Origin of the sequence: Halogeometricum pallidum JCM 14848 (genome assembly GCF_000337095.1) — an archaeon.
GTDB lineage: Archaea > Halobacteriota > Halobacteria > Halobacteriales > Haloferacaceae > Halogeometricum > Halogeometricum pallidum.
The window spans coordinates 51173-75014 of sequence record NZ_AOIV01000035.1 but is presented as its reverse complement, the minus strand read 5'-3'; the positions used below and the strand labels follow the sequence as shown (position 1 = coordinate 75014).

The 23842-nt window shown below is 54.7% G+C and carries 20 protein-coding genes and 4 pseudogenes; 17 read left to right on the top strand and 7 right to left on the bottom strand.

What is annotated here, in order from left to right:
- Positions 1-205: 205 nt before the first annotated feature.
- Positions 206-2455: a DUF262 domain-containing protein gene (locus C474_RS13660; protein ID WP_083862034.1), complete on the bottom strand. Its 2250-nt coding sequence runs from the start codon at positions 2453-2455 to the stop codon at positions 206-208.
- Between the two features lie 467 nt (positions 2456-2922).
- Between C474_RS13660 and C474_RS13655 the strand changes: the two genes are divergently transcribed.
- The gene (locus tag C474_RS13655; protein ID WP_049916997.1) at positions 2923-3303 is read left to right on the top strand and encodes a hypothetical protein; all 381 of its coding nucleotides are present in this window, start codon (positions 2923-2925) and stop codon (positions 3301-3303) included.
- Here C474_RS13655 and C474_RS13650 read toward each other — a convergent pair whose 3' ends face one another.
- Together C474_RS13650 and C474_RS21580 are read right to left on the bottom strand one after the other, a co-directional pair.
- Entirely contained in the window at positions 3304-6207 is a 2904-nt protein-coding gene (locus C474_RS13650) for an AAA family ATPase (protein ID WP_083862033.1), read from the bottom strand. It lies immediately after the preceding gene.
- Positions 6197-7549, bottom strand: a complete 1353-nt coding sequence (locus C474_RS21580; RefSeq protein WP_083862032.1) for a metallophosphoesterase family protein — start codon at positions 7547-7549, stop codon at positions 6197-6199. Before C474_RS21580 ends, C474_RS13650 begins: the two co-directional genes overlap by 11 nt.
- A gap of 1315 nt (positions 7550-8864) precedes the next feature.
- Between C474_RS21580 and C474_RS13630 the strand changes: the two genes are divergently transcribed.
- The 4 genes from C474_RS13630 (at position 8865) to C474_RS21575 (ending at position 13475) form a co-directional block, all read left to right on the top strand.
- Positions 8865-9179 (top strand): hypothetical protein, encoded by a 315-nt coding sequence (locus C474_RS13630; protein WP_008387776.1) that lies wholly within the window; start codon positions 8865-8867, stop codon positions 9177-9179.
- A gap of 468 nt (positions 9180-9647) precedes the next feature.
- On the top strand, positions 9648-10931 hold the full coding sequence (locus tag C474_RS13625) for a Cdc6/Cdc18 family protein (protein WP_152421670.1): 1284 nt from the start codon (positions 9648-9650) through the stop codon (positions 10929-10931).
- Between the two features lie 845 nt (positions 10932-11776).
- Positions 11777-13015, top strand: a complete 1239-nt coding sequence (locus C474_RS13620) for an RNA-guided endonuclease InsQ/TnpB family protein (protein WP_049916995.1) — start codon at positions 11777-11779, stop codon at positions 13013-13015.
- Positions 13016-13169: 154 nt separating this feature from the next.
- Complete coding sequence (locus C474_RS21575) at positions 13170-13475, top strand: hypothetical protein (RefSeq protein WP_083862031.1); 306 nt, start codon at positions 13170-13172, stop codon at positions 13473-13475.
- Between the two features lie 214 nt (positions 13476-13689).
- Here the strand turns inward: C474_RS21575 and C474_RS13615 are convergent, their stop codons facing one another.
- Both C474_RS13615 and C474_RS13610 read right to left on the bottom strand, forming a co-directional pair.
- Positions 13690-14124, bottom strand: a complete 435-nt coding sequence (locus C474_RS13615) for a type II toxin-antitoxin system VapC family toxin (RefSeq protein WP_008387771.1) — start codon at positions 14122-14124, stop codon at positions 13690-13692.
- 1 nt (position 14125) lies between these two features.
- Positions 14126-14368, bottom strand: a complete 243-nt coding sequence (locus C474_RS13610; protein ID WP_008387769.1) for an AbrB/MazE/SpoVT family DNA-binding domain-containing protein — start codon at positions 14366-14368, stop codon at positions 14126-14128.
- Positions 14369-14516: 148 nt separating this feature from the next.
- Between C474_RS13610 and C474_RS23135 the strand changes: the two are divergent.
- The 7 genes and pseudogenes from C474_RS23135 to C474_RS13580 form a co-directional block, all read left to right on the top strand.
- Positions 14517-14795 (top strand): annotated as a pseudogene (locus tag C474_RS23135) (transposase); the annotation flags it as partial.
- A gap of 331 nt (positions 14796-15126) precedes the next feature.
- Positions 15127-15498 carry a MarR family transcriptional regulator gene (locus C474_RS13605; protein ID WP_008387768.1) on the top strand — a complete coding sequence of 124 codons (372 nt, stop codon included), beginning with the start codon at positions 15127-15129 and terminating at the stop codon, positions 15496-15498.
- Positions 15495-15845, top strand: coding sequence for a type II toxin-antitoxin system PemK/MazF family toxin (locus C474_RS13600; RefSeq protein WP_008387766.1), 351 nt, complete (start codon positions 15495-15497; stop codon positions 15843-15845). Before C474_RS13605 ends, C474_RS13600 begins: the two co-directional genes overlap by 4 nt.
- Before the next feature lie 366 nt (positions 15846-16211).
- Positions 16212-16793: pseudogene (locus C474_RS13595) on the top strand (DUF7342 family protein).
- Between the two features lie 100 nt (positions 16794-16893).
- Positions 16894-17589 (top strand): nucleotidyltransferase domain-containing protein, encoded by a 696-nt coding sequence (locus C474_RS13590; protein ID WP_193363656.1) that lies wholly within the window; start codon positions 16894-16896, stop codon positions 17587-17589.
- Complete coding sequence (locus C474_RS13585) at positions 17582-18091, top strand: DNA-binding protein (protein ID WP_193363655.1); 510 nt, start codon at positions 17582-17584, stop codon at positions 18089-18091. Before C474_RS13590 ends, C474_RS13585 begins: the two co-directional genes overlap by 8 nt.
- A gap of 25 nt (positions 18092-18116) precedes the next feature.
- Positions 18117-19370, top strand: coding sequence for a phage integrase SAM-like domain-containing protein (locus C474_RS13580; protein WP_049916994.1), 1254 nt, complete (start codon positions 18117-18119; stop codon positions 19368-19370).
- 17 nt (positions 19371-19387) lie between these two features.
- Here the strand turns inward: C474_RS13580 and C474_RS13575 are convergent, their stop codons facing one another.
- Complete coding sequence (locus C474_RS13575; protein WP_008387755.1) at positions 19388-20020, bottom strand: hypothetical protein; 633 nt, start codon at positions 20018-20020, stop codon at positions 19388-19390.
- Between the two features lie 23 nt (positions 20021-20043).
- Positions 20044-20415, bottom strand: a complete 372-nt coding sequence (locus C474_RS13570) for an SHOCT domain-containing protein (RefSeq protein WP_008387753.1) — start codon at positions 20413-20415, stop codon at positions 20044-20046.
- A gap of 203 nt (positions 20416-20618) precedes the next feature.
- Here C474_RS13570 and C474_RS21565 point away from each other — a divergent pair.
- From C474_RS21565 to C474_RS23435, 5 genes and pseudogenes are all read left to right on the top strand, one after another.
- Positions 20619-20777, top strand: a pseudogene (locus C474_RS21565) (YHS domain-containing protein); the annotation flags it as partial.
- A gap of 131 nt (positions 20778-20908) precedes the next feature.
- A complete protein-coding gene (locus C474_RS13565; RefSeq protein WP_049917006.1) occupies positions 20909-21502 on the top strand; it encodes a helix-turn-helix transcriptional regulator in 594 nt (197 codons plus the stop codon).
- A gap of 123 nt (positions 21503-21625) precedes the next feature.
- Positions 21626-23041, top strand: coding sequence for a multicopper oxidase family protein (locus C474_RS13560; RefSeq protein WP_049916993.1), 1416 nt, complete (start codon positions 21626-21628; stop codon positions 23039-23041).
- 229 nt (positions 23042-23270) lie between these two features.
- Complete coding sequence (locus C474_RS13555; protein ID WP_008387748.1) at positions 23271-23567, top strand: hypothetical protein; 297 nt, start codon at positions 23271-23273, stop codon at positions 23565-23567.
- Between the two features lie 59 nt (positions 23568-23626).
- Positions 23627-23821: pseudogene (locus C474_RS23435) on the top strand (SHOCT domain-containing protein); the annotation flags it as partial.
- Positions 23822-23842 lie beyond the last annotated feature (21 nt).

Below are 23842 nucleotides of genomic sequence, written 5' to 3'. Positions count from 1 at the left end.
ACAGAGGATGCTACAACCTACACCCATAGTTTGGGAAGCTATGTCATACAACTGAACCAGCGGAGCTCCCAATGGTGTTCGCCAGCTCGCATTGCGATTTTGGGGGCTTCTGTACCCGGGCTGAACACCAGCAATATAAATATTTAATCCGTTGATGTCAAACCAATCAAAGACTTCTATATATGTCGGAATGGATTTCGCTCAGTTACGTTATAATGTAGTCGCTTTTCCTGAACTTGAACACTGGGTCCGGTAGCCTCGCACCGCAGCCATCACATTCAGCATTCCATTCATTTGTCGACTTCAGTTTGACTAGAGTACCATCACAATTCGGACAGCTGTTCACAATTTCCCATCCATCCTCACCGTTGACACCGTGCTGACTGAACCGGACCGATGGCACTCTGAAGTGCTTCCTGGTACTACAATCCAAGCGGATATCATGGGCGACTTGAGCAATATCATCCTGGTCCATATTGTCGGGCACGCTGCTAACGTGTACATAGGCACTGCTGAGGTTGCCCCACTCCTCTAAGGCAAACTTCACGATTTTATCTCGACGCTCACGGATTTGCTCTACTCCCCAGCCCTCATCGGGGGTCGGTAGCTCTTCTATCATCCGCATGTCTGAGCCAGTGTAAATGCTCTCGTACTTTTCATGGTAACTCAGGTTCCCTGCCCCCGAATTATCTTTTGGACCCAGGAGGATTAGATTTCCTAACGAGTGAACTACGCCATCAAGCCCTTCATCGTTGTCGTCTTCTGGGGTCTGCGGATAGATGTGTTCGATTGTGATACCCTCTTGCTTCCACTGACTGAAACTGGGTATCTGAGTGATCGTCGAATGTACTCCTTCTTTCCGGAGGTGCTTTTCATACTTGTAGAGGAGGTAGCGGACTGCTTCTCTGTTTCTTACACCCGTCCATCCATCATTCTCTGTTGCTCCGTCGAAAATATCATCTCTCGTCAGGCAGTCTCGGAAGTAGGAGTCAGTACAGTGCTTGCCCATCTGTGTCTCGAACATTTTGCAAGCCTCTGAGAGGGCCTCGTCAATGTTGTCGTACCAGATGGGTGTCTCCTCTCCAGAGAATACTTCGCTTGCCTGTTCGTTTTTGCCTGCCCACTCAATCCAGTAAGCATTTCGTCGGAGAGGGTTGCCTGCAGCGTCTGCCCTTCTGTCTGCAACATTATATACTCGAAATGAAAATTTCTCACAGAGGTTAGTTATCAAGTCAAATTCTTCGCTAATGCCAAACCGACAGAGAGATGCCATGAGAATGGGGTAGAAGTTGGTGGAAACCGGCATCTGGTTGATTGCATCAAGACTACTCTTTATCGATTGAGCATACTCAATATCACCCCGGATCAGATTCGGATTCTCTATCTTCGCATATGCTTCGGAGCAGGCTGTGATACTTGCTAAATATGCCTCTATCCATGCCCGCATCGAATCCTGACTAAGATTCCTTTGAGCGTGCTTCTCAAGATACTTTATCCGCCTGTGTATCTCGTTGTATTCCTTGCCACGGAAACGGTTGACTTCACCGGTAAAGACCATCCAGTGGTTGTTGACGAATACTTCCAAGTCCTCATCTGATCCCCCGTGTTCTGTGATATTTCGGATCACCTCACCCATCTTCCGATAGACCTTGTTGGAGAGGTCGCTATCGTCGTGACGTGACGAGCAATATACGAGATAACTTTTGATGCGGTCTAGCGTTGTGAGATCCTTTCCTCGGTCATTCACAACCTCGAATAATCTACCTGCTTCTGTTTCGTCTTCTATAACGTATGTAGTGACTTCGAGAGAATTTCGTATAGTTCTTCCCAGTTCCTTCAGAAAGTGGTAATATTCATCAGCATCCAGGTTATCTTCCCGATATCCTTCTTTTTTCTCGTCAAGCCACTTTCTGATGGTCTCTTTTGCCTCAATAAGACGACGCTGAGCGATGTTCTCCCCTGGAACGGTATTGGTTGAGTCATTGTGTACAACGAGATTTTCAAACGTCTCATTGTTGATCGAATCAAGAGACAATCTGATCGTTCCGTGCTTGCAGATAAAGTCGTCTCGACAGTCCTGCGCCAACCGATCTGGTGGGACCTGGTGATCTTCATTCATGTCTCTCTGGGCTATATTCTGTAGCTCTTCGTAGAGACACCCCATCAACACGGAAACGGTCGTTATTCGTTGTTGACCGTCAATGACGTTATAGGAACTGAAGGTCTCCGTCTGTCCCTTTTCAACACCCTTGTTCTGAAGAACGACGGTACCAAAGTAGTGGACGAACTCACTGTCGCCAGCACCCGAACTACGTTCCTGAAACGAGTACTCGATGTCTTCCAATAGATCTCGTACTTGTGTCTCCGTCCATGAATATCCTCTCTGGTATGATGGTATCTCAAATACAGACCGAGGGAAGAGATCTCCGAGCTGTTGTTGCTCAACAGATGCCATATAGTAGTCAATGACAGTTCGTAAATATATATCTTCTGGATATAATTATTTTCTTAGGAATGGATATTCACGGCTAAAGTAACCTGCCGTAAGATCTTGCTGCGTATCCCGTCAGTCCGCTTCGGTAGGCGGAGACAAAAGCTCCAGTCTGCTTGAACAGACAAAGTTTGGTACCTCTCATGATCCCCTCCGCTATTTCAGATCCAAGTCGTTAAACGAAGGTCCGTCCAATCCAACTTCTCTTGCTACGAACTGGAGGAACCTGTAGAAGTTCTCAATTCGGTTCTGAACTCCGCCAAAGAACCGGTCGCAGGTGGGTTACTTGTCGATACTACTTTCTTGCGTGTTTGCTGCTCTCCCCAACTCTCGTCCCCGGTCTCGCGCATGAAGAACCGATAGACCTTCCGGGTAGGGTGGGGTAGTTTACCACACGACTATACGATGAGGAAGATATAACGCGAGAAACCATGTTCCGCCGATTACTGCGTGCACTCGGAAGCAACGGAGATGATAGCCCAAAGAAGGATTCAGCGACGGCTTCCTCGGTCGGTTCGTTTAATCACTATACCGATGCAGTCGATACGATCAAACAGCTAAAGCGAGAGCAGCGCCACGACGAAGCCGAATCGTTGCTTCTCTGGTGTATTGAGCAAACAGAACAGGCTGAAGTGGGCGATCCGGCACCGTGGTATTACAAACATCTTGCGATCGTCTATCGGAAGGAGAACCGATACGACGATGAGGTTCAAATCATCGAGCGTTATCTCAACAACGCTTCCTCACCTCGGGACGACCTCCAGAAACGACTGCACCGGGCGAAGGAGCTTGCAGAGAACAAATCTGGATAGCTACGACCAGGTTGGCTCCAGCAGTCCGCAGGGTTCGTCCGGCTCAGAGTAGGGCCCATCGAACTGGCCATCGTCAAGACTCCAGTACTGGGCGCTATCTGTGTGCGTATCGACTCGTTCAAGAAGTTCCGGGTGGCACGTCAGCAGGAAAACCTGGTTCGTATCCGCCAACTCGGAGATCGTCTGCAGCGTTCGAACGTGGTGAGCGGGGTCGAAGTTTGTTATCGAGTCATCGAGCAACACGGGGAGCGACGATTCATGGCGACGAATCCGAGCAAGGCGAATCGCGAGGAACAGCTGTTCGGCAGTGGCTCGCGATAATTCCGCGGTACGTTGTGTCTGGCCATCAGCGAGCACCGACTGGAAGTCGAGATTGTCGAACTCGTTCGTGGAGTCGACCTCGGTATAGGCGTTGTCGGTGATTCGCGCGAAAATCTCGCTGGCTTCGTCGAGAAGTGGCCCAGTTGTCCGGTCAATGAATCGTTCGTGGAGTTCGTTCAGCAGGTACTCGGCGATGCGAGACGTCGCATACTCCTCGGCAAGCGGTTCGAGTCGACGTCGCCCCGCCTCGATCGTCGCATGTGCCTCGCGGACATCGTCATCGGAGGCGAGCTCTTCGAGTTCTTTCGTGAGTTCAACCCGGTCTTCAACACACTCCGATCGTTCCGTTTCAAGGCTCTCGATGGTTTCCCCAATCGTATCGAGTCGCTCCTCGATCGCCTTTCTATTAGCGTGCTCCTCAACGACACACTCGAACGCAGCAAGCGCCCAGTCGTCATCGTCGTCCTCTGAATCGCGGTACGACTCAAACGCTGGTTCGATGGCTGACGCCGTCAGTCGGCGCTTGAGTCGGACGCGAATCTCGTCGCGCTGTTCCCGCGCTTCCACGAGCTCAGTGACCCTCTCACCGCGTTCGAGGAACTGGTCGGCCGTACGAACGACAGTAGCTGAATCAGCAGTGGTGAGATCTGGTGCATCGTCCCACTCGGCTAAGAGATCACGGAGGTCATCTTTGTGACTGGTGACGGTCCGTTGGGCTGTTGTAACCGCCTGTGCGAGGTCGAGGTCGTCTTCGGTATTTTCGACCGTCGCGAACAATTTCTCTGCGTCTTCGAGCGGGTCGATATCGTCAGTATCGAAAACACCGAGTTCGGACATGGTATCGGCGACTGCTGCGAGGTCTGAACGGAGGGTTTCCTCCTTCTCATCGAGGGCTTCGACGTCTCCTTCCAGCGTCATGAGATCGCCTCGGAGCGAGGAGATGTCAGCATAGAACTCTCGTACGGCAGCAGGACTCGTGTCGTTTGAGAGTCCGAGCTTCTCTCGGAGGGAGTCCAATTGCTCGGTCGCGGTCGAATACTCTGTTTCGAGACCCGCTTTTCGAGAGCGCAGTCCTTCAATATCGGCAGTCAGGCTGCGTTTGTCTGCTCGAAGCGTCTCGACAGATACGCCATCGACTTCAGGGGACTCGAATTCAAGCCGTGACGCGGCATACGTGCCGACGATCAGGGTTATCACGAGCGTGATGACGACACCAGGAATCGCACCACCAACAACACCCACCGCACTCCCCACAATCAGCGCGACTACCGTCCCACCTGCAGCGACGGGAAGCTGGTCACGAAGTGTGTGAGACGCCTCAGATGATGAGTCGGTTGCAGTGTCAATCTCCTGTTCCAGCTGTTCGTGACGAGCCGTTTTCTCGTTCAGGTTGCGCTCAACCTCATCTAATTCGGATTTGAGATCTTCACAGGAGCGCGTAATCGACCGAACTTCATCGCGAGAGAACAGATCGGTCTCAATATCACGAATTCGGTCAAGCAAGGATTCGCTATCCCATCCAGGTTGTAAGTCCGCAGCCTGGGAGCGAAGTTTTCGACGCTCTTTCGCAAGCTCAGACAGTTGCTCTTGTACTGAATTTACCCGCTCACGCCAGCCAGCAATTTCCCTGTTGTACGCCCGTATCGTAGACGTGGCATCCAGTACCCGGTCGCGATACGTTTCGTGGTCCTCCGCACTAACCTGTCGAGCGAACTCTTCTTCCGCAGTCGTCAGTTCCTCCTGCCATTCCGCCAGCTGACTTTGCAGTTGCCGAGCGCGGTCAAGTTGGTCTGTCGGGAACGCATCGACTTTGTCAAGGTCAGCCCCATCAAGTTCGAGATTCAGCTCCTGAAGCGTCTCGAACTCCTCGTATTCCGTGAGGACCGTGTTGAGGCGGGTTTGTTCCGTTGTTAGATCAGCAATCTCCTCATCAAGTTCCGTGATGCGAGAATTCACATCGCCACGAGCAGCCTGCTTCCGATCGTGCTCGTCGACTTGGGCGACGGCGTCGTCTCGCGCATCGACTCCCGACCGGATCTCATTAATTGGCTCCTTGAGGTCATAGACATCGCGTCCGTGTTTGCCTCCGATCGATTTCGCCCGATCGCTGAATACGTCTTGAATCTGAGGGATTTTGAGAACGTCGCCATACGCCGCACCGAGTAAGATTGCAGACAGGCTAACGTCATCATCAAGACTCGTTGGCATTCGCCGGAGTTCGTCGAGACTAATGGTGAAGAGTTGCTGGTACTGTGCTGACCCCAGATTGCCGAACACATCCGAGAGTACTCGATCGGGAGCACCATTGACAGGCGCTAGTGCAGGATCACCATAGCCAGTGAGTGCCAGCTCGTATTCAGCGCCGTTGACGACGACGTCGGCCGTGAGGTCATACTGGTCCGTTGCTGGCGGGAGACCATTACCACGAGAAATCCCATAGCCCAGATGGCGAACCGCTTCCATAAACGTCGTTTTCCCCGCTCGTTGTGGGCCAGCGATGACGGTCAATCCATCATCGACATTTTGGAGTCGAGCTCGCCTGAAGCATCCGAAATCATCCAGATCGAAGTTCTTAATTCGCATTGTCCCTCCGTGTCGCAAGTTCGTCGATTGACCGAGTGACGGCGCGGTCAATCAGGTCATCTAGTCGTTTGTCGTCCAACGCAATCCGTTCCTCTGAAACGTCTTCGTGTTCTTCGTCCGTACGCCACTTCCAGACGTCACCTGTTTTCGCTCGCAGCTCAGCCCGTGCCGCGTCGTCCCCTCGAATCTCGTTGGAAAGCTCAACGAGTTCGCTAATAATCTCGTCCGATTCTACTAACGTCTCAAGGTCTGGAAGCGGTGGTGCAGAGTAATCACGGACAGATTCGGTCCACACGAAGGGTGAGCCACTACTGCTTCGATCCCGCAGTTGGTTGGCAAGCACATCCGTTGCTTCCTCATTGAGCGCTTTAGACAGCTCTCCACGGCCGGTCAGCGTCCATCGACATACAAACCCCTCTGGCATCCAATCAGTTTCAGCCACCGGCATCGGAAGGGCGTCAGTGAGAGAGTCCTGGTCCGCTACCCGAAGGTCTAACATACGCTCCTCGAGGTACCCTTCCGCATCTGCAAGGTTGCGAAGGGGAGCATCGTCGTCTGTGTTCGCAGTGCCGAGGTCGACCACGATTTCCTGCCAGACGATGGGGCTCGTTGGAACGAACTCGATGTCAGGGTCGCCACCTGCATCCACGTCGACGAGCAAACACCCGCCGACGGAAGTTTCGCCAATATTTCGTCCCTGTGGTATACCAGCGTACGCTGCTGGCGCTCCGTCAACGAGCCGTGGTGTATGAATATGCCCGAGCGCCCAGTAGTCGATCTCTTTTTGTGCTAAGTCGCTTGGTCCACAGGGGGCGTACCGTCGACCATCCGGATTCAGGCCTGTATGGAGTAGGCCAATATTCGGGATTGCTGTGTCTGGCGGTGTGTAGTGATAGTACAGAGAGTTGCTCTCCCACTGACTTCCATAGGATTGGCCCATGATGCGAGCCTCCGGCTCGTCGTCGTTCGGGTACAGGACCGTCTCGACGTCGTCTGCACCGAACACGTGGACGTTCTCGGGTAAGGGGAGTTTCTCTGCCCCTGCTCCTAATGGATCGTGATTCCCGTGGACGACATAACACGGGATCTCGGCGTCTTCGAGCCGCTCGAATTGATTGACGAGAAATTCATTCGCGTAGACGGAGCGCGCTTGCTGATCGTAGAGGTCGCCAGCGACAACGACGAAGTCGACATCCTCGTCGAGTGCGACCTGGATGACTCGACGGAGGGCTTCGTGCGTCGCTCGCTGCAGGCGCTCAGCCAATGATTCAGATGCCGCTTCCACAGCGCGGAGAGGACTTCCGAGATGGAAATCTGCAGTGTGGAGGAACGTAACTCCCATTCGGTTGACTGTTATGTGAGATCATATCAATGTTTCCAGTTCAACATAAGTACGACAAACCACTCCGAATTAACCAACGTAGCTAATGCTCATACTCCAATTGTTGGTTAAGCCACTCTAATATCGTACTCAGAACCAGTGATCTCACTTGAGATTCCCAGAGGATTAGCGGCCTCATATTCCAGATATCCCGATTTCGATAGATACTCAATCCGCCGAGTAACCGAAATGAATATCTTAATCTTAAGATTAAGATTCAAATTAGATTTAAGTCGGTTCAGTATGTGGAGCCACTATGAGCGATCAATTCACAGAAGCCCTCGATAAAACAGAGGAGGCACAGGAAGCCTATGCGAATCAACTCGGAATCAAGCCAGATCGGATTCCATTCACAGCTGAGACACTTCCTGACGCGAGTATAGCGGTACGTGCGAATCAAGATCTTCTTAATGAGGTTGCGAGCCACATCCTAAATCGAGCAGGCCACATCTCGATCATCGATGAACGGGGCGCTGGGAAATCTCACTTCCGTGATCTCGTGTACGATGCTCTTTCAGATGGTCCTCGGAGCGAGGAGTTCCGAGTCGCTCGAATACGCGAAGTGGAGTCCATCACGACACGTCGCTTCTATACGCGCCTTCTCGACGAGCTCAATGAGTACGATGACCTCGATATTCCAGAGTCGTATCCTCACGCCACAGACGAAGTTCGACAGATTGTCGAGGAGGTTGCCGACCAGCTCGAGGCCCTCGATATCGCGTGTATTATTCAGGTCGATCAGCTTGAGGATGCAGCTCGGAATACACGGACCTTCGAGCAGCTACTAGCCGCGCTTCAGAGCGTCGGTGACCTCGGAGAAAGTGAACCTGTTTTCATTCTCTTCCTGTTCGGAACAGAGCGTGCTGGTGATCGAATCGACGAACTGCGCGAGACACTCAGTTCGCGACTCGTCGCGAANACAGAGCGTGCTGGTGATCGAATCGACGAACTGCGCGAGACACTCAGTTCGCGACTCGTCGCGAAGGATCGGACGCTGGAACGGTTCGGGTTCGCAGAAACGGAAGAACTCATCGCCAGGTGGCTTGCCTGGGCCCGCGAGGAAGAGTACGATTCTGGATATCCGTCCGATCCCTACACAGCAAGTGCCATCGAGACCGTCGTCGATGTCAGCGATGGGACGCCCCGTAATACTCGGCAGAAGTGCTATCATGCATTCCGGGCTGGTGCGCAGCAATTCGAAGCCGAACAAGACGTCCAGATCACGGACGAGACGTTAGACGAATATCTTTAATATTAAGCTTAAGAATAAGGGTATATGAGCGACGACAATCCATTCGGCGAAGCGATGGATGACGCAGCGGAGGAAAAAGACCGAGTGGACCGACAAAGTTCGTCGGACTTCGATACCGAACCCTACTACGACGCACTCAACACTGGCGTGAAGGACCATACGATTGGTGTCTCCGTGAGCGAAGAAATGCATCAGTTCTGGCGTGAACTCCAGGACACAGATGATGTCGACGTCAATCCGGCCCAGTCCATTCGGAACCATCTCGAGAATCTCGCCCATCGCCATCCAGACGTATTCGAGCGGGCGATGCGAAAGCTCGAGATTGATCGAGAAATGTGAATTGGATGGGGTGACGGGACCTGACCGAGGTCGTATCTACGGCCCCTCTCACACAGCAGTTTTCCTGAGTTGGCCAGATGAAGATGGGGGTACCAGAGACGGTTCTACCCCTCACACACCAGTTTTCCCGAGTTATCCACTAAATCAGACAGCGTTCACTTCAAGTCGAATCTACGGTACTACTACTAGCTATCATAACTGTAACGGTAGTAGTAGTAGTTGCCGCTAGACGATTATGGGGAAAACGCCAGACGTGGAAGTGTCTGACAGCAGTTTTCCTGAGTTAGCTGTCGCTAGGATGTCGTTTGTTTATATGTATTGCTTAGTTGGCGACGTTCACCGCCGTACGGACAAAATAGCGCTGACTCAGGAAAACCGCTGTGTGAGAGGAGAGGTTTTTGGGCAACTCAGGAAACTCATGAAACTCGGGAAAGATTAATGTTGATGGATACGTCAATCTTTCCTATCATGGATGATGTCGATTCAATCTTCGCCGATGATGTCGAACTAATCAGGAACGCCGACGTACTTGAAGAAGATTACACTCCCGATGAAATCCTCTGTCGGGACGACGTCCTCCAGCAGTACACGAGTGTTTTCAAACCCATCTACAAGGGACGACCACCGCAGAACGCGTTTCTCTACGGCGATACGGGCGTGGGGAAGACCGCGGCGACCAAGTATCTCCGGGAAAATCTCGAACGGGACATTGAGCGGAAGAACGAACAACTTCCCGAAAACGAGCAGATTACCCTCAACGTCGTCTGGATTAACTGCGAGAATTTCACAACGGGAGACCATAAGACATCATCGTACCAAGTTGCCGTGGGGATCGTGAATCGACTCCGAGATAAAGGAAATCGAATCACAGGGACTGGCTATGCCCCACAGGACGTCTATGATATCATGTACGAGGAGCTTGACGATCTTGAGGGAACCGTCCTTGTGATTTTAGACGAAGTCGACAAAATCGGGAACGACGATACGCTCCTCTACGAACTCCCACGCTCTCGTGACATCGGCTATGTCGAAAACGTCCGCGTTGGTGTCATCGGCATCAGTAACGACTACACCTTCCGAAAGAACCTCTCTCCAAAGGTGAAAGACAGCCTGTGTGAAACCGAGATCAAGTTCCCTGCATACAACGCAACGGAGCTCTCGGACATTCTCAGCGCTCGTGCAAAGCTTGCTCTCTACGAGGGTGCCTACACTGAGGAGACGATCTCTCTCTGTTCAGCCCTCGCGTATCAGGAGGCGTCAGGGAGTGCTCGTCGAGCGATCCGACTCCTCCGCCGATCGGCAGAGATTGCTGAAGAAAACGGCTCAGAACAGGTCGAGGAGAGTCATATTCGGCAGGCCGACAAGGACTTGGAGTATGGCAATATCGTCGAATCGATCGTCGATCAGGACGATGAAAAGCTCTACATTCTAAAAGCGCTCGCTCATCTCGATAAGGCAGGCCTCACGCCAGCTCGTACCCGTACGATTCACGCTGCCTACTCCCGTGTGGTTCATTCCTATAATACGACGACCGGGAAGGATCCGCTCACTCAACGCGGAATGTTCAATCATCTCTCGAAACTGGTGATGTTTGGGTTTGTGAACACCATCGATCACAACAAAGGCGTAGGCGGTGGACAGTGGAATGAACACGAGTTCAGCGATGATGTTAACCCGCAGAAGGTGAAGGATGCGTTTGAGGATCGCAACCTCGAGTGGCTGGATGTCGATGTCCGCGGAATCAAGGAGTAACTCAGGAAAACCGCTGTGGGGGTAATGGAGGACCCGATATTGTGAGCGAACCGATCATGGGCGTTTTATCCAGTTGTAGTGGGAAGGAAGACCCCCACCCCTCTCGACTTGTTTTCCGAAACCACGTACAGACACAGAGTCACCCCTATCGATTTGTTCTCGTACGAAAGAGCACCACAGGGCGAGGTTTAGCTGAAATTGAGGGCGGTAAGCCCCCGTCCTCAAGGAGCCGTCTCTGACGGCGAGTAGGGCGGAGTAGTTCACACCGATGAAAATAATGGGGGTGCCTCACCGCTGATAATCTCTGACGGCATTTCTCTCGTTTAACCTCTATTGTATCGATTTTCGGAAGGTGACACTGATATCGAACAAATCGATAGAGGAGATCGAGTGAGTTTAGAATGGCGTCTAAGGTCTTGTACCGATGAAATTGAGACCGTCCGTATCCACACTGAAGATACTTGTTTAAGTATGTAGATAGACGTTAAACCGAATGACTTCGATCGGTTAGAACAAATCGATAGGGGTGTGTCTACTCTAGCTAGACTAGTGCTAGAACTAGAAGAAAGAAGAAGAGATGGGAAGAACAACAACTGATTCAATGAAATACTCAATATAGAGGTAGTAACAACGCGATCTGGATTAAGTCACCCACCCCTCCTTGTGGGTAGAACAAATCGATAGGGGTGAGAGGGTGTTCTTCATAATAACTGCAAGGCGGAAACCCGCGACTTTAGGCGCGGGAAGAAGCCGACAACACTGACACAAACCACGTTCGATAGCAGTCCGACTCCCCACGCTAATCCGAACTGCTATAAATACATGCTTCTACATATGAGGCACCGATGGTGGGGGACTCAAGCACTCGAACCGTGCCCATCAAACTCGATGTGAACGAGAGTGCCGCTGACCTTCTCCACCAGACAACCGACCACTTCCTCGATGCCGCCAACTACGTCGTCAACGTAGCGTGGGAGCCTGACTGGAAAATCACCAGCAAGCAGAAACTCCACGACCTTACCTACTACGACGTTCGAGACGACTCGCCGCTCCCGGCGAACCTCGTGCAAGCCGCACGAAACCGCGCCGCAGAAGCCGTCAAAGGCGTTATCAAACGATGGTCACAAGGCAAGAAAGCGTCGAAGCCACACTTCTCGTCACGGTTCGCCAGCTATGATGCACGAACCGTCACCGTCAACGACGACCACGCGACACTCGCCACCATCGACGGACGAGTCACCGTCGATTTCGTCCTCCCCGACGAACAGCGAGAGACGCCACATTCGGCGTACCTCTTCAACGACGACTACGACGTGAAGGGAGCCACGCTTCACTACGACACAGTTGAGGACTGTTTCTACCTTCATGTGCGGACAAAGCCCGCCGTGGAGAACGATGAGACCGAACAAGGCGATGCCAAGCACGTTTCCGTCCTTGGTGTTGACCTCGGCATCACAAACATCGCAACCACCTCAACCGGCAAGTTCTGGAACGGCGGCGAACTCAATCACTGGCACAGGGAATATGAGAAGCAACGGGGCTCACTGCAACAGACCGGGACTCGGTGGGCACACGAGAACGTTCAGCGAGTCGGTCGAAAGCAAACCGGGCGGTTCGAGCAGATGCTTCACACCATCTCGAACGAACTCGTGGAGGAAGCTCTCGAAAACGACTGTACGCATCTCGTGTTCGAGCAACTCAAAGGCATCCGAGAACACCTGCCTTACGCGAAAGCAGTTCACAAGTGGGCGTTCCACCGACTTTACGAGTACGTCACGTACAAGGCTGAGTCGGAGGGACTTGTGGTGAAGCAGATTAATCCGGCGTACACGAGCCAGCGTTGCTCGAAGTGTGGGTTCACCCACGAGGATAATCGCCCACACAACAACGGACAGGACGAGTTCGGTTGTCTGAAGTGCGGGTACGATGTTCACGCGGATTACAATGCGGCGAAGAATATCGGTTTGAAGTATCTCCGCGACCAGCAAAAGTCTGGGCGTGGAGGCGCACCCGTAGGCGTGCGCTTGAACAGCGGGATGTTGAACGTGAGCGGCGAGTATTCGCCTACTGCTTTGAGCAGTTAGAACAGGAGTCCACGCTGAATGCCACGCCCTGAAGGGCGTGGTAGCTTACTCCTCATGAAATGTGCTGTGTCAGATCTATCGCTATCCACAAACTCTCCTCTCTCGTCGATAGAATTAACCAACAATAGACCGCATTTAACCAACGAAGAGAAATATGAGTCGTGTACCGGATCACTTGGAAGAGGAACTTGGGAAGCTAACTCCGCGACAACTGGACGACATCATAAGACTAGCTGAGCGACTGGCAGAGAATCAACGACGTGAGAAACGTATCAAGGAGAAAGCAGAGCAGGACGAGGAGGTACGGACAGATATTCGTGGAGATGACCTTCCGGACGGCGTCCCAGGTAAAGCGACTTTGACCAAGAAGAAGATCAACGACAATGAGTACTGGTATTGGCAATGGCGGGACGGAGACAAAATCCGCTCACAATATAAGGGACCTGTTGACAGCAGCTAATTCTTGATCCTTACCAGCTGTGACCCCGTCACTCCCAGACGTTCTCGTACACAGTGAACGCGGCGGGTCGATTATTGACGAACCCGACGAGGACGATCTCGATGATTTCGTCTGACAATGGTAGACAGTAGTTGAGACTAGCCGTCTCACTGCATATGAGATCCCCCACCCCACTTCCGCGGTGGCTGTTCCACGTGGTGCACTCGAACGGTGGTTACTCCGGGTCGAACGGATTGCTCACCGAGGTCAGCCGAGTGATGCCGTCGAAGCGGTCGAAGTCGTCATCGAACGTATAGATGTACTCGAGATCCTGCCGTTGCATGTAGGCAACCGTGATCGCGTCGACGAAGTTCACGCCGTTTTCCCGTCGGTAGAGCGCCTGTGCTCTGGTGAAATCCTCGTGCGCGAGGTGGACGATCCGGAAGCCACCGCTCTGCGTGATCCGGTCGAGGAGATTGAGACTGGTCTGATGACTGGCTTTCTTCGCGACTGGATGGAGAATTTCGGGGAGAACGTAGTTCGTGACCTGGCCGAGTGGTAGATCACCGTGATCCATCGCCCGGACGATCTCTCTTCCTTGCTCGTGGAACTGGTCACGCTTGAGCGCATAGCCAACGATGACGTTGGCGTCGACGAGTGCCTCCGCCATCCTACCCGGACCCGTGTTCGTCGACGAGGTCGACGGCGTTCGTCTCTTCACCCACGTCGACGGGGTCAAAGTCGTCGAACGCGCCGTAGCGCTCGCGAACGATCTCGGCGACGAGTCTCCCGTCATCGTCGGTTGTCCAGCGGAGACGGTCGCCTGGCTCGAGGTCGAGCTTTTTTCGAACGTCCGCCGGGATCGTGACCGAGTAGCTCTCGTTCACCGTCGTCTCGGCGTCGCCGGTACTCATACTTCAGCATATCCGCTTGGCACGGATAACAATTACTCCGGTAATTGGGTCAGTCTTGTCGCTACTGTTCCTTAATGCTCGTTCGATAGCGAAGGCCGAAAACCGAAGTGTTGCAGCACTCTTGAACGACATAAGTCTCTACTGGGAGAAGGATCAGTATGAGACTGATCGAAGCTCCATCTTGGAGAGAATGAGTGGCACAACACGACGTTGGTCTCTCGACGAAAGGAAAACTCCGAACACACGGATCACCGGCAGTATTCGAGTCCATGACGAATCGGGAAAGTGAACACCTCACGGGGTACGGCTACCGGTGGGAAATCGAGAGTGGCTACAGGTCGAATTGACTGGTGAATACGACCACACGCCGATCGTAACAGCTGATAATACGCTCACGCTGCTGAAGAAAGAGACAGGAATCGAATAGAGAGAGGGTCAGTCCAGGGCCAGTGCAGATTCCTGAGTGGCAACACTGTTAGGAATCTCTGAACCCGCCGATTCAGTTGGTTGAATGACAGAAGAGGCGATTGAGACAAGATTCAACGCCGAATTAGCCATTGATTCGTCCGAAACCGCGCATCACAGGCCCGCTAAACCTGCTATCGTCTCAACTTCCCCTGGTAGACAGTAGTTGAGCCTGGTCGTCTCAATGCATACGGTTCTGGAACCGCATACGATCAACGTGATTTCTTCTTCAGAATTTTCATAGATTTCACTCCTAACACTCTTTACAGCGGATAACGTACCTCCGTTCAACGATGTCTATCGACCGCGATACCTTCGAGAACACGAGCGAGGACGAGCTCGCGGATCTTTCGGTCCCAGATCAGGTCCTTGGATTTCTCGCCGCTAACGACGATCGTGCGTTCAAGGCCCGCGAAATAGCCTCCCAGATTGGCGTTGACGAGGGAGCGGTGAGCACTGCACTCTCACGATTGAAGGACCGCGGTCTGGTCGAACACAAGGCGACGTACTGGGCAGTGACCGACGACGCCGAGCGCCTCGACGGATACAGCGGCTACGAACGGGCGACTGCCCTGTTCAACGACCAACTCGGTACGGAGGACAAGGAGTCCTGGCGCGAACACGCGCCCAACGAACCACATCCGAGCGTCGAGGACGAACAGTGACCGACGAAGAGAGGCCGATTTTCGAACGTGGCGACGTCGTCTACGGTGATGACCCGTTCAAAGGTGAGGAGGATGCTCGGCCCTGGCTCATTCTCTCAAACCACGAGGGACGGCCCTTTCACGGCGAGCAGTACATCGCGCTGACCTTGACGTCAAAATCGTGGATGGACGGGCTCATCGAAATTCCTGAAGAGAGTTGGCTTCGTGGTGGTACGCCAGACGAGAGCCGGATCGTCCCCTGGGGTGTGCAATCGATCAGCTGCGAGGATATCGATTTCTGGCAGGGCAATCTGGCGGACGACATCGTCGATAACGCGACTACTGCTCTCGTCAAAGAATTATGGTAGCTACTTTCGAGTACTCACGTCTCTACGCGTTACACCTTCTTCTGAGCGAAGTCTCAACTTCCACTGGTAGAAAATTCGTATAGCGATATTGCATTCATAAGTTCGTTAGTTGCTGTGTTTTCGTCCTAGGAGGCTTCTAAACCGCGAATTCTGCTAATCCTTCTAATTACCATAGTGGTCATGATTACCCCAATAATCACGACCAAATTTTAGTACCCCTCCGCTGTCGGTGAAGCACGAATGCTGCAATCGGCTCAGAAAGACGCTTCCCCGGGGCAGAGCCGCCAAGAACAGGGTTCGAGATTTTTCTGACTCTATTCAGCCGAGTCCGTGGAGATGGCGGGGGCCGTTTTCCTGATAGACCAGATGCCTTTGACCTATATTACGACAAAGTACGAACGGTGTTTTATGACTGGGGGAAAATCGAGCTCCGAGGACCCGATGAAACGCCAACCCACGGGTGAAGACCGGGTGCGGATGGTCGCCCGGCAGGTATCAGAGCCGTGGACAGCAAACTGGATCGACTCCGAAGCGGACTGGTCATACGGGCCGACTAAGCGCGCCCTCGAACGGCTCGTCGACGACGGCATCCTCCACCGTGACGATACCGGGGCCCACACGACATACTTCCCGGATTATCATCGTCAAGCGATTACGGAGGTCATACGCTTCCGGGACAGCGACCACACCGTCGAAGACCTCACCGAACGGCTCACCAAGATGAACGCTCAGATCAGAGGATGGAAGAACGAGTTCGATGTCGAGTCACCGAACCAACTTCGCAGGACGATCGCTGACCAGGAACTCGACGTCACCGAAGAGGATCGTCGCCGAGAGATTGCGTGAGAGTGGGAACAGCTCCAGCGGCGAATAGAAATTGTGGGGTTTGCCATCCGAGAGTGGGACTTTCTAGCCCCAGCAACCGAACGTGGTGAGGCCCGGAGGTGACGGATCGTGTTCTCCGCACGTCCGTTGCTGGCAGATGAATATTTACGCCTATTCCGACTCACGTATAATGTTTTTATAGTAGTGGTCCGTGATACGGCATATGAACCGCGAGACGGATAGTACGAATTCGTCTGGGGCAGCTATTTCCCTTTCAATACCCCCTTCAGATCCGACTTTATTCAAACACAAGGCGACGAGCGACGTCCTTCTATTTTTAACAAATCACCGATTCAGTGGCTTCTCACTGCGAGAACTTGCGACACAGATCGGTCACTCACACCAGTCCGTCCGGCGGGCAGTGAACGTTCTCAGCGCGAACGACTTGGTCATCGAATCGCCCGAGAGCAACCAGCGACTCGCCCAGATCAACAGACAGCGTCTGTCGATTCCAGACGATCCGATCCTCCGGATTCCCCAATCAGAGTATCACCAACCCGTCAAAACAGCGGTTACAGAGCTCCGTGAGAACATCAACGACGTTGTGGGCATCATCCTCTATGGGAGTGTGGCCCGGGGCGAGGCTGACCGGCGGAGCGATATCGATCTCTGGGTGCTAACCCGGTCTGGGCGGGCGGAAAGCCAACGAGAAGCGAACGCCATTGCCCGTGACCTCGAAGACAAGGAGTTCGATGGTGACCGATATGCCTACGATATCGATGTCGAGGCCGTCCAGGCGATCCCGGCGTACACCGAAGACATCCGAGAGATCGTCGTTTCAGGGATTCCGGTCTACAAGACGAGTGACTTCGAAACCGTCGAGAACCTCCTCTTGGAGGAAGGGGTCACTGATGAGTAACGGCTCGGACCCGACTGCTGTGCTCACAGCAGTCGACCGCGCACAGGATGCCTTCGAGATGGTCGGACGCGGTCGGACAGCGTTCGAGGACGGAATTAGTGCCGACGAAGACTGGAAAACACAGCTGACGAAAGCGTGCCGCCTCCTCGAGGTTGTTGACACTCTCCAGTCACAGGATGGGTACTACACGGCTGTCATCGAGGTCTGTTTCGGCGCGATCGAACGGTCGATTGAGGCGTATGCGCTCGCGATGACGAACGATACGCTTCAGGACTTTCAGGACCACCAGTTCAGCTACGAACGTGCCCACCAGATAGGGCTGTTTGAGCGGGAGACTGCAGAGGCGATGAAGGACCTCTACAGCGAAAACCGGACAGAGAGTTATTACGGCGGCGGGCGTCCAACCCAAGAACAGGCGGAAGCAATGACTGACCTTGCCACCGCTGTTCATCAGTTCGCAGTGAGCCAGATCCGGGAAGGCGGCGTCTGTCTGTGTGACTGACTACATTTCAACATTTCAAGAGAGCATGGACCGGAATACACCGACGGAACGGGCCCCGGGGACCTCACTTTCCGAGTCGTTCGAGCGCTACCTCCAGGACAAGGGAAAAGGCCGCGGTGGCGACGGCGGGAACTATCGACGAAACGCAGCCCGCGAACTTGAGCGGTTCGCCGAGTGGGCCGCCGGTGACCGCGGTGACGGCGACTGGACCGGGATCGTCCCCGACGACGTCGACCGTGACCCCACCTTTGAGGACCTTGACGAACGTGTATTCCGGGAATACGCCCGTCATCTTGCCGGTGATCGAGGCCTCAAGCAGAATACCGTCCAAACCTATTATCGGTATATCTCTGCGTGGTGTGGCTGGTGCGTCAACGAGGGATATCTCAAGGTGCACTACGCTCAGCGGGCGAGCGCGATGGCGCCGCTACCCGAGGACGACGGCCGCAAGCCCGGTGACCAGCAGGCTTGGACGTCCGAGCAGCGACACGCGCTCACTCGACACGTCGATGAACGGGCCCGCGACGCCGTCGAGGCGTACACGACACTCCCGGAGGATGTTGACCTCCTCGACAAGCAGCGAGCTCGCTACGCGGCGCTGAAGGCGGCTCGTGACCGGGCGCTGGTGTTCATTCTCGCGTACACAGCTGTCCGCGTCGGGGAACTCCTCCGGGATCCGAACGACCCGCGCCGGCGCGGCGTCCGCTGGGAAGAACTCTCGCTCGACGACGGGAGTATGGACGTCTACCGGAAGAAACAGCAGTGGGACGCCGCGAGTCTCCCTGACCCGGTGATCTCGCCGCTGCGGAGCTACCGCCAGCTGATGGACCCACCGACGGAGCGATGGCCGGTGTTTCCGACGTTCGACCAACGGACGCTTGCGGAGCTCGTCCGGGAAGAGCTAGCCGAACGAGGAGAACGCCCGGAAGCGATTACTGAGTGGCGTGACGAATACGCTCGCGACCTGCTGCTGGGGCTCGATCAGGACATTAGGCCGCCGTCGATCACGACGGACGGCGCACGATCGATTCTCCAACGCCTCTCGGAGACCGCAGAGATCGACATCGACCACCCGAAACACGATTACCTTGCTCCGCACGGTGGTCGACGCGGGATGGGGGAGGTACTTGTCCGCGCGTTTGGGTACACGGTGGCTGCCCGGTATCTCGATAATTCGGAGGAGATGGTTCGGGAGCGATACTCGCATATCGAGGCCGGCGAGCTGGGAGACGTGGCGACAGAAGCACTCGACGAAATCGAACCACGATCCCAGGGCTGAACGACCGCAGTCAGCAATCAGTTCTTGCTCGTCGAGACCCCCTCGTAAAGGGCTGGGAGGCCGAGGGTGAGGGCCAGTATGCCGAACCCGATTAGTGCATACTTGGTTCCGCGTGTTCGCTGTAGTATCAGAATCGTGGCGACGGCGCCGAGAAGAGCAATTAGGAACGCTGCGTTACTCCAAATGGCGTCGTAGGTCGAACAGTACAGCCAGCAAACGAACGTGTAGGCCGGGGCGTTCCAGGTCGGAGGATGGAGTTTCGGCCAGAAGAACCGGCAGTACGTGGTCCAGCCCAGCATCGCCAGGGTCGGCAACCCGACGAGCCATACCGCTGCCCCACGGCTCCTGTCGCCGCATCGCCGGTATCCGGCGAGGAAGAGTGCGGGGAAGCAGAAAACCCACAGCCAGATGCCGATAGTGTAGGTCACCGGCCAGTGCTGGATCCGGGGCTGTGCAATCGGTAATCGTAGAGACTCAGGCAGCGTCGCCCACGGGAACGAGGGGTCGGGGACTGGATTCGTGAGGAACGCGACCAGACAGAGGACAGTCCCGACGAGTAGTCCGTACAGACCCAGCGTCGTGTATCGGTCAAACCACGCTGGAAGCTGCGGACGCGTCGACTGTTGACGGCGGTCGGAGAATCCGATCATCGTTCAAGTTTGCCGGACGGGAATCAGGTATCTCGTTCGAGTGCTTCGCGTCGCTGTTCGTATTCCTCGTCGGTCAGCTCACCGCGGGCGTAGGCGAGTCGGAGCTCCTCGAGGGCTTGGTCCGAGTTACTCTCCGTCCCCGTGATCGCACGGTAGATGAGGTAGCCACCGCCGACGAGGGCGGCGAGGAACAGTAACTGCATCACGATGCCGACGATGAACATCCAGCCAGGTATCGTCCCGTCGCCCCACATGTGACTGCCCCACGTACCACCCATCATCGGACTGAACCCCATCATTCCGAAGCCCATGAAGAACAACGGGACGATGACGAACGCACCGATGATAACGAGGAGGAGCGTAACAAGTCGCGTGTCGTCTGAATTTGTCGGCATATTGTGATCCCTCCGTGAGTTTGGGTCTCAAGTACTACTACGTCCTAACTATTCAATGCGGTTGTGCATTCGACCTGCGTGCTCTTCCCACTGCTATTCTTTTGAATTCATACCTACTGCGGCTCTAACCCGAACTATCTGAAGGAAAACTGCAAAAGATGATCCGCACGATGATACATCTATGCAGGTGACGATGGTCGAGGGGGATGCGGACTGACGACAGCGAGCCATCGGCGACGCACGACGGCGAGACGTACTACTTCTGCTCGCAAACCTGTAAGGAGACGTTCGAAGAGGACCCAGATGAATTCGCCCATCAACACCCGGAAGCGGGAGCGTCTCAGGATCATGACCACCATTGAACATCGATTGGAGATATCGAATTTGTGGGGCTGCCAGCCCCGTGATTGCGTTGGCCGATCAAAACTGGTACACCACTGTCTCACGAACTTTCACGTATGAGCAAGTGTCTCGGAGAATCGAGGTGGAGAAGATGAATCGACGGCGAGCCGATACCGTAGCCGGTGCCTTGGTCGCTGCCGTCCTCATAGTCGGTGGTGTGCTCACCTGGCAAGCGTACCAGCAACAGCAGGCCTTCGAGCAGATGGGCTCGATGATGGGTACGTCGATGGGCGCAGTTCACGGAACGAACCCACTCTTGTACGTTCTCGGAACGCTGCTTCTCTCGGCTGTCGTTGGTGGAGGCTATCTCGTGGTTCGGGACGAGTTCACTACCACAGAGGTAACCGATCGCTCACAGACTGAGATGGCGAATCCAACCGAGCCTGAGAGTATCGAATCGCAGGATGGGTCCGTTCAATCAGAGGGAAAGGCCAATCCGGAGTCCCAGCCACAGGCTCGCGTATTGGACCTCTTGCCGGATGATGAACGTCGAATTCTCGAACCGGTTCTCTCGTCGCCCGGTATCACACAGATCGAACTCCGGGATCGCTCGAACTTCTCGAAAAGCAAGGTCAGTCAGACGGTGAGTGCCCTCGAGAAGCGCGGCTTACTGTACCGCGAGCGACAAGGGCGAACGTATCGCATCTATCCGAGCGACGACTTACAACAGAAACAGGCGAACTAGCGGGGGGTTCTCGGGAATCCGTTATAGTTCACCGTATCGCCGGGACTAAACTCGGAACGAGGATGGCCGTATGAACTTCTCTCATCGCGAGGCCTTTACTCGCTGACCGCGAAAACGAATGCGATGACCTCCTGGGGACTCTCTCGCCGTAGGCTCCTCCAATTCTCGGGGATCTCGACTCTCGGAGCGCTTGCGGGGTGTGCCAGTCCGCTACCGGGCACCGACGATGGTGGCGGTCGTGCGGTGACCCCCCGTCCGACTGTCACGGCTGACCCAGATACATCTGTCAGCCTCACTGCGACGTCTGGGACCATTCGACCAGCTTCGGATACGTCGACGACTACGTGGCTATACGATGGACAGTATCCAGGCCCAGAGTTGCGCGTGCAGGAAGGTGATGTGGTCAGCGTAGAACTGGCTAATGACCTGCAGGAGGAGACGACGATTCACTGGCACGGGATTCCCGTTCCGAATCCGGTTGACGGCGTGCCGAACGTGACGCAAGAGCCGGTTACCTCCGGTGATACATTCACATACAAGTTCCGTGCCGAACCCGCTGGAACGTATTTTTACCACAGCCACGTCGGACTCCAACTCGATCGTGGATTACTCGGTCCCCTGATCATTGAAGAACGAGACCCACACGTTGAGTACGACCGCGAGTATGTCGTCGTGCTTGACGATTACCTCTCTAGAGAACCCCGTCTTCCGTCGGACGGTGGGATGGGTGGCGGTGGAATGGGTGGAATGATGGGAGACGTTCGACCGCCATACGAGGGGCTTTTGATCAACGGCCAACTGCCGGAGAATCCCCCGACGTTCGACGTAACGGAGGGCGATCGGGTTCGCTTTCGGTTCGTGAATGCCTCCAGCGCGACAGTCTTTGGTGTGCGAATCGCTGGACACGAGATGTCGGTGACCCACGCCGATGGGCAGCCCGTCGAACCGGTCGAGGCCGACTCGTTCGTCTTTGGTGCTGGTGAACGGTACGATGTCGTCGTGGAAGCGACGAACCCGGGGAGATGGTTCGTTCAGGCGAACGCGCTCGACGGGAACGAACCACCGGCCAGAGCTGTCGTTGAGTATGAATCCACGGACGGTTCGAGTACTCCACAGTCTCCATCATCTTCGAGTAACAGATTGCAATACGGTGACCTGCGAGCACTCTCTTCACTCGACGGTGTGAGTGGAGATCCCGACCGGACGTTCGATATGACGCTCTCACGCGGTAGAAACCAGTCCTACAAGTGGACGATAGACGGACAGGCCTTTCCGGATGCCGACCCGCTTCAGATTCGACCTGGGGAACACGTCCGAATTCGGATGACCAATCAGAGCCCGGTCGTCCATCCGATGCACCTTCACGGCCACTTCTTCCAGGTCGACAATGCGATCAAAGACACGGTTATCGTCCCGGGACATCGAGGACAGGTGACGCTAGACTTCCACGCGGATAACCCCGGTCGGTGGTTGTTCCACTGTCACAATCTATACCACCTCGATGCGGGGATGGCGCGTGTTGTGGAATACGTCGAATGAGTGGGTTGAGACTCGATTTCTGGTTGATCAATCTGTGGCTCGTGGGGTCTTAGTCCCGTTCCGAACGAGGCGTTGAGTGCCATCTCGGCGAATTCGAGCCGGATGAACGCTCTTGTTTCTCAAACACGATTAAAACGCTTTATACACGTTCTAGAATGCTCTCCTGCGTGAGTTCACGCCCATCGTCATAACCTCTGAGCGATCCTACGAGTAACCGAGGAGAAAGACAATGACCAACTTCAAACTCAGTCGGTGGCTGATCGTGGCGCTCGCGCTCGTCGGACTCGTGTTCACCGCCCCCGTGGTCAGCGCACACGGTACCGGCACGACAGCTGACGACGCGCCCACAGACAACGCTACCGCTGATGACTGGGCTGCTTGGATGGAGGCGCAGATGACCGAGCACATGGGCCCTGGTAGCGTCGAGTGGATGGAGACGCACATGGGTGTGACCGTCGACGAGATGGGCCAAGACATGGCTGACAACGACTACAACGGCGGGATGTACGGGCAGGGCCACTGTTGACGGCCTCTGACCGTTTTCGATCGCTTCAAACGACAACCACGGTTCACCAACTCAAGATAATGACGCAACTTACCACTCATCTCGGACGCACTGCTCGTCGCCTTGCGATCTTCGCCATCCCGCTGCTGGTCGCGGCGACTGGAACGGCTGCCGCCTACGGCGGCGGGAGCTATGGCGGGGGGATGATGGGCGGAAGCGGCTGGGGCCTCTTCGGCGGAGCGATGGGGCTCTGGGGACTCCTCTGGATGGGACTCGGACCGCTTCGAGACGACGGC